Origin of the sequence: Vibrio sp. 10N.222.49.C9 (assembly GCF_041474985.1) — a bacterium.
GTDB classification, from domain to species: Bacteria; Pseudomonadota; Gammaproteobacteria; order Enterobacterales; family Vibrionaceae; genus Vibrio; species Vibrio crassostreae_C.
The window spans coordinates 1-13,243 of the sequence record NZ_JBFRVD010000020.1; the positions used below are offsets into that span (position 1 = coordinate 1).

Below are 13,243 nucleotides of genomic sequence, written 5' to 3' on the forward strand. Positions count from 1 at the left end.
TGATTTGATCAACAACGCCAAAGGGATAGTCATTTTCAGATTTTGTTAACACACTGATTAAAAGGTAACGGTTATGCTCTTAGAGGATTTTCAGGTCATTTTAAAAGTCGCAGAGTTTCGCAGCATCACTGCTGCTGCGACAAATCTGGATATGCGCACGGCAACGGCAAGTGCGGCGGTGAAACGTGTTGAGGCATCATTAGGGGCTGAATTATTTGTACGAACGACTCGTCATTTACGCTTATCTTCTGCCGGCGAGCGTTATTTGCCTCAGTGTGAAGAGGCGTTGCAGATGCTTGAAAAAGCCAAAATGAACATGCGTGAAGAGCTAGGGATTATTGATGGAGAGATCCGCATCGCCCTTTCGTCTGATTTGGGCCGAAATGTGGTCACACCTTGGCTTGATGAATTTTTGTTGGACTACCCAGACGTTTCACTTCGCTCCAGTATCAGTGACAGCAACATCGATTTTTATCGAGATTCTGTTGATATGGCGCTGCGCTATGGCTCACCAACCGATGCGAGTATGTACGGTTTTAAAATTTGTGATGTGCCAAGGCTGTTGTGCGCCAGCCCGGAGTATTTAGCAAAATACGGTACTCCATCCGAGCCAGATGATCTGCTTGAACATAATGCCCTGTTTTACCAGTTACATGATATTTTGCAAAATGAGTGGTTGTTTAATGATGGAAAAGAGGACATTAAGGTAAAACTGAAAGGTAACAGAGCATCTAATGATGGCGATCTTGTTCGGCGCTGGTGTGTGGCGGGGAAAGGGGTAGCAATCAAGTCTTGCCTCGATATGGCCGATGACTTGCTAACAGGGAAAGTGGTCAATGTAATGGCAGACTATAAACCGACTTCCACTGAGCTTTGGTTAATATGCCCAAGCCGACAATCTATTACCCCAACCGTCCGCCTAATAAGGGATATGCTTAGAGAAAAGACCGAACAGATTCTAATCCAAATGAAGGACAAAGGGATTCTATTGGGTTAACTGTTGAGGTTAGGGCGTGGAAATTGCCAGCCCTCAGTAAAGCGGTGATGGTCTTAACTACTGATGGTTGTCCAACCACTCACGAGTCACATCATCAACCGCTAATCCCGCACGGCAAACCTTGTAATCCAATTCTGCGATGATTTCATTTGAAAAGCGCAATTGATCTAGCTGTGCCAACTGTGCTGGGGTAAATACGATTGATCTTTCTTGTCGAAGTAATAATATGGCGCGATCAACGCTACCCAATAATCCTTTGGGCTCTTTTAATTCACGGATAGTAAATAGGTGGTGCAAGAACTGTGGTTTCCACAATGGCACAATAACCCACTCATTATTTTCAACCGCACGTTCGTAGGCACCAAAGCAATCCTCTTCTGAACCAGAGTGAAAATGATAACCCACATCGCTTAATCCATATTGGTCCATCATTTCAATAGAGAATCGGGTAATGCCAGCACCTGGGTTAATACCTTGAATGTGTTTGTTGGTGCGCTTAACGACTTCTGGTTTTAATAGGTCACTGATTTGTGAAACAACCTCCTCAGGTACATAATCGGGCACCCCCCATAGAGCGTACGGTTTATAGTGCAAACCTAACTCTAACAAAGGCTCTACCGTTTCAACATCGGATTTATAGATACCGTGGCTTGAAGGTAACCAGGCAGAAGAGAGCATGTCGATACGGCCCACTTTTAGATTTTGGAAATTTTCTTGATGTGGTGCGTAGACACGTTCCACCTGAAAACCCATATCAGTTAAGACATGGCTAACTATGGATGCAGTAACGCGATGAAAAGATAAATCGGTAACCCCGAGATTGATAATGTTAGACATAACGTGTCCTTATGATAAAAGAAAAAGAGGTTTTAAAATCGCATTTAAAGTGCCGTGAGGCCGGAATAGAGCATCTTGGTTCCCGTAAGAAACAGAACGCTATAACTTATCTTGTAAATCAACTCTTGAGAGATGATATTCACCATCCACACACCGGCTCTAACCCCTAAAAACGCAATCGGCACCAAAACTAACGAGGTCATCAAGTTTTGCATATCGAGCAGCCCCATATAGCTGTATGGGATCAACTTAATAAAGTTAAGCACCGTGAAAAATACTACGCTGGTGCCGATTAATTGTTCTTTCGGCAGATTTTTTGGCAGTAGATGCATGCTTGCAGGCGGACCACCGGCATGGGCAATTGTACTGGAAAACCCAGACAACATACTTAAGGCATAGCCCTTTATCGGGTGGCTAAATTGAACCTGCTTTAGCAGAAACTTTTGTGTTAAAAAGACCAAAGCCAGCCCCCCAATGATAAGTTCAACGACAGATGTTGACAGACTACCCATAAAATAAGCTGCACTCATCACCCCCATAATAGCGAAGGGCATCATACTTTTTAGCTCGACGTAATTGCAGTTCTTGTGGTGGTAAAACAGCGCCATTAAATCCATACCACACAATAATGGTAATAAAATCGCAGCGGCTTGAACTGGCGATACGCTCATCGCCATCAAAGGTACCGATAGCATCCCCAAAATACCGCCGACCCCTCCCTTGCCCATGCCATAGAAAAAAACGGCAGGCATCGCTGCAACATAAAACCAAAGGTCTGTGATCATGATATGTAAACCAAGAAAATACGTAGATGAAAACAAGTGTATTTGAGCAAAAAGCTTTTAAAGCCATTCACTCAAATAAGGGGGAATACAAAGTTGGCTTAAGCGATTTGGGTCATTTCGTTGACAGTGAAACTTGCGACAGAGCCTTCGGTTGCTGTCATGTAGTCAGCAAGGTGCTGGTTGCCCATATGAGCTTGCCAAAGTTCACGTGATACCCAGTTTTCATAAAAAGTAAAATGCGCTGGGTTGTCGTTGTCTTGGTGGAGGTCATAGTTGATGCAACCGTCTTCAGCGCGAGTGACGTCGATTAATTTCAACAGCTCTGCTTTTACCAGTTCGATTTTGTCTTCATTGGCCACGATGTTTGCAACGATAGTTAGCTTAGTCATAGTGTGTTCCTTTGTATGGAGTTGAAGCAGCTGATGGTGTGCTGCGTTGTTGGTTTGGGTGTATATTACGGTGATTATTGCAAAGTAAAAACAGTCTAGAAATTGATTTATTATCAAATTTAGTTTGAGAATTGATTTTTAAGTCTGACCATAAAGAGGGAATTAGATCGCGTTGTGTGGTGATGTGCACGGTGTTTATCTATTTGTTTTTGATAATAATTCAAATAATACCGCGTTTTTACCGTGTAAAATTTGCCGTAGGATGGCCAAATCAATTTCAATTCATTGGATAAATAGCCATGTCACAGATACATTTTCAACAGGGCCCAATACGCCCACCATCAGAAGCAGACAGTTTGCTTATCAGAACCACACAAGGGTGCCCGTGGAATAAATGTAAGTTCTGCACCCTTTTTGAAGGCATGGAGTTCTCTATTCGTCCGGTTGAAGATATTAAGCGTGATATCTGGGCGGCGAGGGCGTTTTATAAAAACAGAACCTTTGATAGCTGTTTTTTGCAAGATGGCGACTCATTCGCCATGGAAACCCAAGACTTACTTGACGTGCTCAATACACTGAAAGAGGCTTTTCCGGAGCTTAAACAGATCAGCTCTTATGGCCGGGCGCAGACCATGACTAAAAAATCGCCAGCGGAGATGAAAGCAATCTGCGATGCTGGGCTAAACATGCTTTACTGCGGTATGGAGTCGGGATCTATCGAGGTTCTAAAACTGATGAAAAAGGGGATCACCCCGAAATCAATCTTGAAGTCAGCCGAATATGCCAAGCAAGCGGGTATGAAAATGATGACCTTCATTATCCTTGGCTTAGGTGGAAAAGAACTGTCAGAGCAACATATCGCAGCAACGGCCGAGCTACTGAATCAAATCAACCCAGACGAAATTCGCATACTCTCGCTGGCGGTTAAATCGGGAACTGAATTGGATGAGTTAGTACAAAACGGCCAATTTACACCACTAACAGAGCGAGAGATGCTTGAAGAACAATATCAGCTTATCAGCAAGCTAGACGGCATAACGGGTAATTATGGCAACTTCCATGGCATCAATGTATTGACGGAACTTAATGGACAATTACCACAAGATAAAGAGACATTTTTGCGCACCATTGAGCACTTTATGATGATGAGTGAAAACGACCAGAATAACTTTGTTTTAGGTCGCCGCATGCACTATTACGCCACACTGAGTGATATGCGAAATCAGCTTATGTATGACAGCGTACAAAAAGAACTAGACCGAATTAAGCTGCAAAATCTTGGCAATCTTGACGATATTTTCTATCAACTCCGCCAACGTATGATCTAATAGTAAGGAACAGCGCAATGATAGACAATCTAGATAATTGGACGATTCAAAATGAAAACCCAGAGCACTGGTCGTTTAAAAATGAAGTGCTTACAATGCAAGTTCAAGAGGGCAATATCTTTGGTGCTGGCGCTAATGATGTAAAAAACATCTTTATTTATCCGGTAGACAAGCCAGAATACAGCGCGGAGGTGACGATTAATCTAGATCCGAACCTCAGTTTCGAGCAGGCTGGACTAGGGATTTACTGGGACAATGATAACTATATAAAAATCAGTAAAGAGATGTTTATGGGTGCGCGATCGCTGGTGTTTGTTGTAGAACAAAATGGTCAGCCTGATATTAAACATCGCTTATTATTCGGTGAGTCGACAGTATCGGTAAAGCTTGAAAGAAGCGACACTAAAGTTCGCGCTTATTATCGAACGCAAGATAACGACACATGGCAGTCAATTATAAGCACTGCCGCACTATCAGGGCACGAGCAAGGCGTTATGCTTTACACCTTTAGCGGCAGAATCACTGTGCCCAACTTTGCTGAATTTAGTGAGTTTGAGCTAACTGATTTGAACTAATGTGCATCCCGCATAAGATGAACTGGCCTGCTCCATTAATAAAGATTGAGTGGGTTAGTTAAGTGACGTTGCCATACTTTTAATGATCCATGTGTTGCTGAATTAGCAATTTCGCTAAAACGGAATTGTCCAGAACCTTGCTGGCGGGACGATGTAACTCAGAAATGCCCCATTGCTTGCCAGTAACGTTCAACTTCACAAATCACAGTGTGGTGGTTTGACCTACTTTTTCTTGTCTGTGTAATGTCTGTTAATCTGGGTGCCTTACCATTTAAGTACTAACGGTACAATAACTTAACCACGGTAGTTGGCGCTGCCCAGCACTTCACGCGCCGTTTGCTGGTAATAATAAGGATTTAAGAGGCTATATGAAAAGAAGCATTCCCGCACCAGTAATAGCGGTTTTATCAAACAATTTAGCTGCGCTTGAAACCCATGCAAGTCTAGATAATCTTTTTCTGTATGCTGATGCACCAGGAGAACCACCTGAAGGTTCAAAACCTGTCAAAGTGCAAGCGTGGCTAAGGCTCATTAATAAAGAGTCAGATGACCCGCTAAAGGTTCTTGGTAAGCTAATTGAGACGTTCATGGAGTTGCCAGAGCAAGAAGAGGAAGATGTTTTATTGTGGGGAACTAACGTTACCAATCACAAAAAGAATTCAAAGGAAAGCTCGAATCAATTCTTTCACAGTGCAATCTGACTTACATCGCTGGCGGTCTTGTATCTGATGGTAGTTCTGCTCCGAGTCGCTCGTTATCAGATTTAATTAAAGGTAGAGACATTCCCTCGATTGAAGCCGAATTTACAAGGGCACTAGCAAACGTAAACTCTGAACCTAGAGAATCAGTATCAGCAGCATGTAACATTTTGGAATCAATATTTAAGGTATACATTGCGGACGAACAATTAGACAAACCCCAGAAGCAAGACTTACAAAATGTTTGGAAGGTTGTGCGTGGCGACTTAGGTTTTGACCCTAAGTTAGTTCAGGACGACGATCTCAAAAAGGTACTATCGGGAATAGTATCGATTGTTGATGGTATTGGTGCTTTCCGTACACATGCTAGCTCCGCGCACGGTGAGGGACGTATTATGTATAAATTAAAGCCTCGTCATGCTCGATTAGCAGTTCATTCAGCCCATACAATAGCAATGTTCGTGCTTGAGACTTGGGACGAAAAACGTGAGTCAGCGAGACAACAAACGACTATGACAGATACTTGCTGGGAATGATCATGGCAAACACACTCTTGCCCCAATGTGTGTTTCGACCCCGCTAAGCGCTATCGGTTAACATGACTTTTTCAAGAATAAAACTATTACCAAAAGCCAATTGTTATACACCAGGTTGACTCAGCTCATTAGTTGAAATTCACTAAATTTAGCAAAATTCGGTGTGTTTGAACTTCCACTGAAGGTATAAAGCATCACTCCTTTTGCTAGTCCATTTAATGTCTTCGCAGATCCAATGACATGCCAAGACTGCTTTTGATTGCCTCCCAAGTAGGCTGTGATAGTACCCTCATTGTTTTCTAATCTAACTGAGGCTGTCGCGCCTTCAAATGAGCAGCGCTGTTTGATCTCAGGCCGACCATTTTGCTCTATAACAAACACAATCGAAAGCTCGCCCATGAACATTTCTTTGCTAATTTTGATGTAGTTGTTGTTGTCCCAGTAAATGCCTAAGCCAGCTTGTTCAAATGGCAAGGTTGGCTCTAAGGTGATGGTGACTTCTGCGCTATAATTGGGCTGAGATACGGGGTGGATGAATATGTTATCCACGTCACTTGAACCCGCGCCAAAAATATTGCCCTCTTGCACTTGCATCGACAACTGCCCATTTTCAAATGACCAATGGCTTGGGTTCTCATTTTGTATGTACCAGTCGTTTAAATTCTTCATCTCGGACTCCTTGGGTCTAAATCATGCGTTGGCGAAGGCTATAAAAAATATCTTCAAGGTCACCAAGTTTTTGCTGCTCTATGCGCTTTAGCTGTTGCTGCACCGTGTCATACATAAGCGTATTGTTCATGTCATTCAGTGTTGCATAGTGGTGGGTGCGACGGCCTAAAATAAAGTTATTTTGCTCGTTTTCTTTCATCATCATGAAATGATCAATGGTACGCAAAAATGTCTCTTTATCTTGTGGTAATTGTCCATTAAGTTCCGTCAATACATTGATGCCATGGAAGTTGCCATAATTACCCGTTATGCCGTCTAGCTGCGATACCTGCTGTGTTCTTTTATGGGATGGGAAAAGGCGGTGTTGGAGGAATTTTGGGTATGCTCTCGGTGCCACTAATGGCAATGAGTGTTTCGCCTGTCCAAGCTGCTGCTATTTTATTGCCACTTTTATGTGGAATGGATCTAATGGTGCTGTTTTATCATCGTAAAAATTGCAATTATGCCGAACTCAAAGTCATGATGCCTTTTGCGGTATTAGGGGTTATGGCCGCTTCTTACTTCATGGGCAGTCTTCCGACACACATTGTTGAACTAATGATTGGTGGATTGGCGCTGACTTTTCTGGGGCAAAAGTTATTGTTGAAGCAATCAGGTTCACCTAACCGAATCAAAGGCTATGCATTAAACCTATTATCAGGTTTTTCGAGTACGATAGCTCATGCTGGGGGGCCGCCAGCAAGCATGTATTTGCTACCCAAGAAACTGCCTAAAGAGCAACTTATCGGCACCAGCGTTGTGTTTTTCGCTGGGCTTAATTTTGTTAAGATAGTCCCATACAGTTATATGGGACAGCTTGATACACAAAACTTGATGACCTCACTCGTACTTGTACCTATTGCATTTCTGGGGGTGAGAACCGGTGTTTGGTTGGTTAACATCATCACTCAAGAGCTGATTTACAAAATCAGCTATAGCGTATTATTCATTACGGCTATAAAAATGTTGTACTCTGGAGTCACCACGCTATAAGTCATCGGCAGTATCTATAGCACTCCTTTTTCTGCTAATTGCTCAAGTATCACGTTAGTTTTCTCTCTAAAGAAATCTCTTAACAGCCGAACCGTTGGTGTGATGGACTGACGGCTCGGGCAAACCAACCAGAGTTCAGTCGGCGTTGGTTTGTACTCTTTCATAATACTCACCACTCGACCTGCTAAAAGGTCATCAGACATATCAAGGCACGATTTGATTGCCACCCCTTTACCAGCAACACACCAACGCCTCACCAGATCGCCATCATTCGAAGCTCTATTGCCTTTCAGTTTTACCTTATGAGTCGTATCCTCATGACTGAATAACCACTCATTTTGCAACACATCATGCAATTGATAAAACAACGCATTGTGCTCAAGTAGATCGTTCGGCTGAGTGGGTGCTTGATTTTCCGCTAAATAGCTAGGGCTTGCACACAGCACTCTCGGTACATCACAGATTTTAAAGCCATACATATTGGCATCGGTTGGTGAGCCATAGCGCAGAGCCATGTCGACAGAATCACGGTAGAAATCAATATTGCTATCGCTAATACTTGAACGCAGTGAAACATTCGGGTACTGCAATAAAAACTCATCTAACCAAGGAGTAATAAGGTTACGTCCCAAATCAGACGATAGCGCGATACGAATTTCACCATCAATAATGCCCAAGTCTTCATGCATATTCATTTTGGCCCGCTCAAGCATCTTTAGCGCTTCTTCACACTGAGGTAAATAACGCTCACCAGCAGAGGACAATCGCAAGTGACGGGTTGTACGGACAAAAAGCTCCGCGCCCAGTGATGCCTCAACGCGCTTTACCGCTGCACTGGCTGTGGCGGTACGCATATCTAAATTGGTTGCCGCTGCGGTGATGCTGCGAAACTCCGCAACTTTCAAAATAACCTGTAAATCTTCTAAGAGCATGATGAGACCTTCATTCGAAAAAGGGGCAGCAGTAAATGCTACGTTGCTGCTATTTATAAAGCAGTCTTAACAACAGAACAATACATATTCAATTTATTTTTGATAATAATTCAAATTAAAGCCTGTTTTTAATTTTTAATAACTCGCCTACCATAATCTCATTCGAACGACCCCGAATAAACACAAGACCAAGCGCATAACGTTTATGATTATCAAGTTATTTTAGATAATGTTTAAAAAATAATTAGATAATCAATGACAATTCTTTGTCTACACTGATTGGTATTGCCAGTGCTTACAGCAACCCACATCAATAAGGTATTGTTTTTTTAGGGTTATTATTGTTGTTAACAAGTAGAGAGATAAAGGAAATAAAGATGACTAAATTGACTATTGTTGCAAATATTGTTGCGAACGAAGATAAAGTTGAACTGGTTAAAGCAGAGCTATTAAAGTTGATTGATATCACGCGTGCTGAAGAAGGCTGCATTAACTACGACCTTCATCAAGATAACGAAAACCCAGCACATTTTATGTTCTACGAGAACTGGCAATCTCGCGAACTGTGGCAAGCACATATGGGTAATACACATTTAGCTGAATACATGGCTGCAACAGAAGAAGCGGTAGCAAGCTTTACCTTGAACGAAATGACACAGGTCGCATGATATGACGCACCAAATAATTAAAGATCTGGAGCAACGTTATACTGCTAAACGATACGATGCGACTAAGCGTATTCCACAAGAAGACTTAAGTGTGATTTATCAGGCTATTCGTCTATCAGCGTCTTCAATTAACTCTCAACCATGGAAGTTCATAATAATTGAAAGCAATGAAGCCAAAGAACGAATGAACAAAACTTTCAAGAACAAACACCAGTTTAATCAGCCACACATTAATGCAGCATCACATATTATTTTATTTGCTCACAATACTCGCTATACGCGTGCAGACTATGAAAAAGTTGTCGATAAAAGCATTAAAGACGGTAGATTAGATCCTGCAAATCGTGAACAAGCATTTGGTGGGTTTGCATTTGCCGAGTTAAACACGAGTGAATCAGGTGATACAACTGCATGGACAAAAGCCCAAACCTACCTTGCATTAGGTAATACTCTACATACTTTGGCACGATTAAATATCGATTCCACAACGATGGAAGGTGTTGATTCAGATCTAATTGGTGAAGAGTTTGAAGAGGAACTTGGTGGCTATCAATGCGACGTTGCTTTGGCGATGGGCTATCATCATAAAGATGAAGATTACAATGCAAATTTACCAAAGTCGCGCTTAGACCTTGATACTGTTTTGACGGTTTTGTGAACCTAATGACCTATCCTGAAATGGACTGACACTTGTCAATTTTAACGCTTGATGTCGTTTATCGAGCGTTATTTGAAGAAGTATGTGGTCTAAGTTTATTGTTGTGGGTAGGTGAATTGAGCCATTACATTAGCGACTTTGCAATACCCTAAATAATCCGTTAAACGCTAATTTACCAATCTATATAGCTCACTTATGTCCAATAGTTACTTAGGACAAACCAACATACTACAATAGGAAATTTTTCCGGCTTAGTTATTCGTTATCTTCACTCAATGCAAATTTGATCTCGTCAGAAGAGAACCCCTTTCGACTTAGCATCGCGTAAGCCTTAGAGCGTTCTTTATGATCGTTTAGGTCATAAGGCTTCTTCTGCAACTGTTCTATACACGAAGAATAGAAATCTAGCTGCTCTTCATTAATCAATCGGTCGATGAGCGATGACAGTTCACTTGTGTCAATTTGTCGTTGTCTAAGTTCTTGCTGAATGGCAGTTAGTCCCTTGCCTTTACGAGCGTACTTGAGCACCTCTTTTTCCAAGTCGGCTTTCTCGGCCTTAATTTGAATGTTACTTTTCAGTTGATGCGCTTGTGGGTGCTGGTCAATCGCTACCTTGACTTGTTGATAGCTAAAGCCACGCTTTTGCAGTGTCGCAACCAGCTTTTCACGGCTCATGGTAAAGCTTGAATAGTAGTGGTTGATTCGGTCTATCAAGATGGTTTGTTCATCAATAGACTTTTCGAACGACACTTTATGGATTGCATCAGAAATCACTGAATCGGTCAGCCCCTTCTTCTTCAGTTTTTCGACAATGTATCGAGAACCGAATTCACCAGAGAAAGCTTGTTCCACGAATTGTTCTGCAAACACTTGGTCAGACTTGAGATACCCGAAGCCTTTCAAAGTATTCAACGTTTCATCGATCCATTCTTGATTGTCGGTTTTCACTTTGAGCTTCGCCACTAACTCGCTTTCCGTCATGTCTCTCTGAGTTAAATGCCACATCGCAGAGTTCATAACACTTTCAATTCGCGTCGCTTTTCTTACCGTTGTATTTCTAGTATTCGTTTTTTGCTGTGAATCGTCCATTCGATTTCAACTTTCCAGATTAAGCCTACCCCATCATAACGTAATTCTAAGGTGGTTGAGTGACATAAAAGAATGAAGCTCAACATAAGCGGCAGCCAATAAAAATGGACGCTTGTTCAGCGTCCATTTGATATCACATTAAGAATGATGGCTCTAAGCCATGCTTAGCTTTTTCGTAATAGCTTTTCATACTAGATCTTTCGTTTAGTTCTCTTCGTGATTGTAAATATGTACATCTCGTTGAGGGAATGGAATCGTGATGCCTTCTTCATCGAAGCGTTTCTTCACGGTTTCCGTTACATCCCAGTACACATCCCAATAGTCATCAGTCTTAACCCAAGGTCGTACTACGAAATCAACAGAAGACGTATTCAAGGTATGAAGCTTGATCATATGCTCTGGTTTTTTCAACACTAGAGGGTGTGCAAGAATGATGTCGTTCAATACCGCTTTCGCTTTATCGATATCATCTGAATAACCAATACCGAAAACCATATCAACACGTCTTACACGTTCTGCCGTGATGTTGTTGATCACGTCACCCCAAATCTTGTTGTTTGGGATCACCAAGCGTTGGTTATCAATGGTTTGAACAGTCGTCGATACTAAGCTCATGTCTTTTACCGTGCCTTGCACGCCTGCCACTTTAACCATGTCACCGACGTCATAAGGACGGTAGATCAAGATCATCAAACCCGATGCAAAGTTAGATAGTGTGTCTTGCAATGCGAAACCAATGATGACACCGGCTACACCGAAACCAGTAAGAAGAGGTGCTAGCTCTATCCCTATTTGAGACAGTGCGATAAGCAAACCAATAAACACGACCGCTTTAGATGCGATGGATACAAAGAAGTCCTGCATCAATACACTGAAGTCCATTTTAGAGTGCGAAACACTCTTACGAACGGTTTTGCGAGCCACGTTAGCAATAAGGCGAGTTACATACAAAATACCGAGAAACAGAGCAAGTTTAACGATAAAAGAAGGGGTATTTTCAAAAGCCCATGAACTGAACGAACGAAGCCAACCATCCAACAGCTCCAGTGCAACATCAACATCCAACACATCGGCGTTAATGTCACCTGTCGTCGCTAGCAAAACACGTTTGTACGAAGTCACATCCACGCCAAACGGTTCCATTAGCGTGATGGTTTCTTCTAAGCTCGCGACCATAACGCTAGTACGCTCGCTGAAACGCTCAAGCTCCTTTTTAATCGTCGCTTTCTCTTCTTCATTCACAAAAGACAAACGCGCTTCTAGATCTTGTCGCTGTGTGTCTGTGTAAAGAATGGCATTTGTCAGGTATTTAGAACGAGCAATTAACGCCGTTTTAAGTTCACCTTTAGGAACATCAACATCAACACCACGCTCTTTCGACCAATTTAAGGTCTTAGCAAGCTGCTGATAATAGACATCCATCATTCCGATTCGTTTTTGAATACGCAATTCAAGGCGTTTTTTAGCGTCACCTTCAGCTGAACGGTTTTCTTTACTCATTGAAACGATTTTAGTTTCATTCAACGACAGCAATTTTTGTAGCAGTTCGACCTGCTGAGCAAGAGTGACATCCAGCCCCTCTTTTTTATCTGACGATAGCTGTGAAAAAATCTCTTCGCGTAGGCCCTGATTCTTACGCCTTAAGATATCTTCAAGAAAGGGCTTCTCAGCATCATGCGCCGTTTCTAATGTTGCTAGATCGAGCATTAACTGATCTTGTACTTCTCCGATTTTCTCAACGCTCTGCGCATAACTTCCAAATGCGACAAACGCCAACATTAACAATAGACAACGCCAAACCTTCATCATATTAATTCCTATTACTGTCTAAATTGACCCTATAAATAGTAGTAAAAAGAATATGGATAACAAGCATTTAAACGTATGTTATGCTAAAAATTCGCAAATTATCAGCCTTCTTCTAATATTTGAGAGTTCCAATCCCCTCTTATGACCTGTAGAGTACGCATCCAACAAAGAACAACGACCAATATCTTCATTCTGGCACATGCACTAAAGCGCCTTAAATAGGATGTTGGCTCACAGCAAG

General features: G+C 42.1%; 16 protein-coding genes. 8 read left to right on the top strand and 8 right to left on the bottom strand.

Features of this window, described 5'->3' with window-relative positions:
* The first annotated feature begins 73 nt into the window (after positions 1–73).
* The gene (locus AB4585_RS08320; protein ID WP_102490406.1) at positions 74–997 is read left to right on the top strand and encodes a LysR family transcriptional regulator; all 924 of its coding nucleotides are present in this window, start codon (positions 74–76) and stop codon (positions 995–997) included.
* Between the two features lie 57 nt (positions 998–1,054).
* Here AB4585_RS08320 and AB4585_RS08325 read toward each other — a convergent pair whose 3' ends face one another.
* The 3 genes from AB4585_RS08325 to AB4585_RS08335 all read right to left on the bottom strand — a co-directional run bounded on the left by AB4585_RS08325 (position 1,055) and on the right by AB4585_RS08335 (position 3,008).
* A complete protein-coding gene (locus tag AB4585_RS08325) occupies positions 1,055–1,834 on the bottom strand; it encodes a glycine betaine ABC transporter substrate-binding protein (RefSeq protein ID WP_102367602.1) in 780 nt (259 codons plus the stop codon).
* A 44-nt stretch (positions 1,835–1,878) separates the two neighbouring features.
* Positions 1,879–2,619, bottom strand: coding sequence for a sulfite exporter TauE/SafE family protein (locus AB4585_RS08330; RefSeq protein ID WP_372124046.1), 741 nt, complete (start codon positions 2,617–2,619; stop codon positions 1,879–1,881).
* A gap of 98 nt (positions 2,620–2,717) precedes the next feature.
* Positions 2,718–3,008, bottom strand: a complete 291-nt coding sequence (locus AB4585_RS08335) for a putative quinol monooxygenase (protein ID WP_136974663.1) — start codon at positions 3,006–3,008, stop codon at positions 2,718–2,720.
* Between the two features lie 299 nt (positions 3,009–3,307).
* Between AB4585_RS08335 and AB4585_RS08340 the strand changes: the two genes are divergently transcribed.
* The 4 genes from AB4585_RS08340 (at position 3,308) to AB4585_RS08355 (ending at position 6,145) form a co-directional block, all read left to right on the top strand.
* Positions 3,308–4,336, top strand: coding sequence for a radical SAM protein (locus AB4585_RS08340; RefSeq protein ID WP_055023927.1), 1,029 nt, complete (start codon positions 3,308–3,310; stop codon positions 4,334–4,336).
* A 17-nt stretch (positions 4,337–4,353) separates the two neighbouring features.
* Positions 4,354–4,911 carry a DUF1349 domain-containing protein gene (locus AB4585_RS08345; protein ID WP_372169542.1) on the top strand — a complete coding sequence of 186 codons (558 nt, stop codon included), beginning with the start codon at positions 4,354–4,356 and terminating at the stop codon, positions 4,909–4,911.
* A 368-nt stretch (positions 4,912–5,279) separates the two neighbouring features.
* Positions 5,280–5,612 (top strand): hypothetical protein, encoded by a 333-nt coding sequence (locus tag AB4585_RS08350; protein ID WP_372123966.1) that lies wholly within the window; start codon positions 5,280–5,282, stop codon positions 5,610–5,612.
* 251 nt (positions 5,613–5,863) lie between these two features.
* The gene (locus AB4585_RS08355) at positions 5,864–6,145 is read left to right on the top strand and encodes an abortive infection family protein (protein WP_372154658.1); all 282 of its coding nucleotides are present in this window, start codon (positions 5,864–5,866) and stop codon (positions 6,143–6,145) included.
* A gap of 120 nt (positions 6,146–6,265) precedes the next feature.
* On the opposite strand, the gene AB4585_RS08360 is transcribed toward AB4585_RS08355, so the two are convergent.
* Both AB4585_RS08360 and AB4585_RS08365 read right to left on the bottom strand, forming a co-directional pair.
* A complete protein-coding gene (locus tag AB4585_RS08360; protein WP_136974665.1) occupies positions 6,266–6,814 on the bottom strand; it encodes a DUF1349 domain-containing protein in 549 nt (182 codons plus the stop codon).
* A 16-nt stretch (positions 6,815–6,830) separates the two neighbouring features.
* Entirely contained in the window at positions 6,831–7,220 is a 390-nt protein-coding gene (locus tag AB4585_RS08365; protein ID WP_170962819.1) for a hypothetical protein, read from the bottom strand.
* On the opposite strand from AB4585_RS08365, the gene AB4585_RS08370 reads away from it, so the two are divergent.
* On the top strand, positions 7,196–7,846 hold the full coding sequence (locus tag AB4585_RS08370) for a sulfite exporter TauE/SafE family protein (RefSeq protein ID WP_372169612.1): 651 nt from the start codon (positions 7,196–7,198) through the stop codon (positions 7,844–7,846). The two genes, AB4585_RS08365 and AB4585_RS08370, sit on opposite strands and share 25 nt — an antisense overlap.
* 14 nt (positions 7,847–7,860) lie before the next feature.
* Here AB4585_RS08370 and AB4585_RS08375 read toward each other — a convergent pair whose 3' ends face one another.
* Entirely contained in the window at positions 7,861–8,778 is a 918-nt protein-coding gene (locus tag AB4585_RS08375; RefSeq protein ID WP_372123960.1) for a LysR substrate-binding domain-containing protein, read from the bottom strand.
* A 377-nt stretch (positions 8,779–9,155) separates the two neighbouring features.
* Between AB4585_RS08375 and AB4585_RS08380 the strand changes: the two genes are divergently transcribed.
* Entirely contained in the window at positions 9,156–9,446 is a 291-nt protein-coding gene (locus AB4585_RS08380) for a putative quinol monooxygenase (RefSeq protein ID WP_136974669.1), read from the top strand.
* Position 9,447: 1 nt separating this feature from the next.
* A complete protein-coding gene (locus tag AB4585_RS08385; protein ID WP_136974670.1) occupies positions 9,448–10,104 on the top strand; it encodes a nitroreductase family protein in 657 nt (218 codons plus the stop codon).
* A 255-nt stretch (positions 10,105–10,359) separates the two neighbouring features.
* On the opposite strand, the gene AB4585_RS08390 is transcribed toward AB4585_RS08385, so the two are convergent.
* Together AB4585_RS08390 and AB4585_RS08395 are read right to left on the bottom strand one after the other, a co-directional pair.
* Complete coding sequence (locus tag AB4585_RS08390) at positions 10,360–11,193, bottom strand: RecX family transcriptional regulator (RefSeq protein ID WP_029236549.1); 834 nt, start codon at positions 11,191–11,193, stop codon at positions 10,360–10,362.
* Between the two features lie 204 nt (positions 11,194–11,397).
* Positions 11,398–13,002, bottom strand: a complete 1,605-nt coding sequence (locus tag AB4585_RS08395; RefSeq protein ID WP_372154657.1) for a mechanosensitive ion channel family protein — start codon at positions 13,000–13,002, stop codon at positions 11,398–11,400.
* Positions 13,003–13,243: the final 241 nt, after the last annotated feature.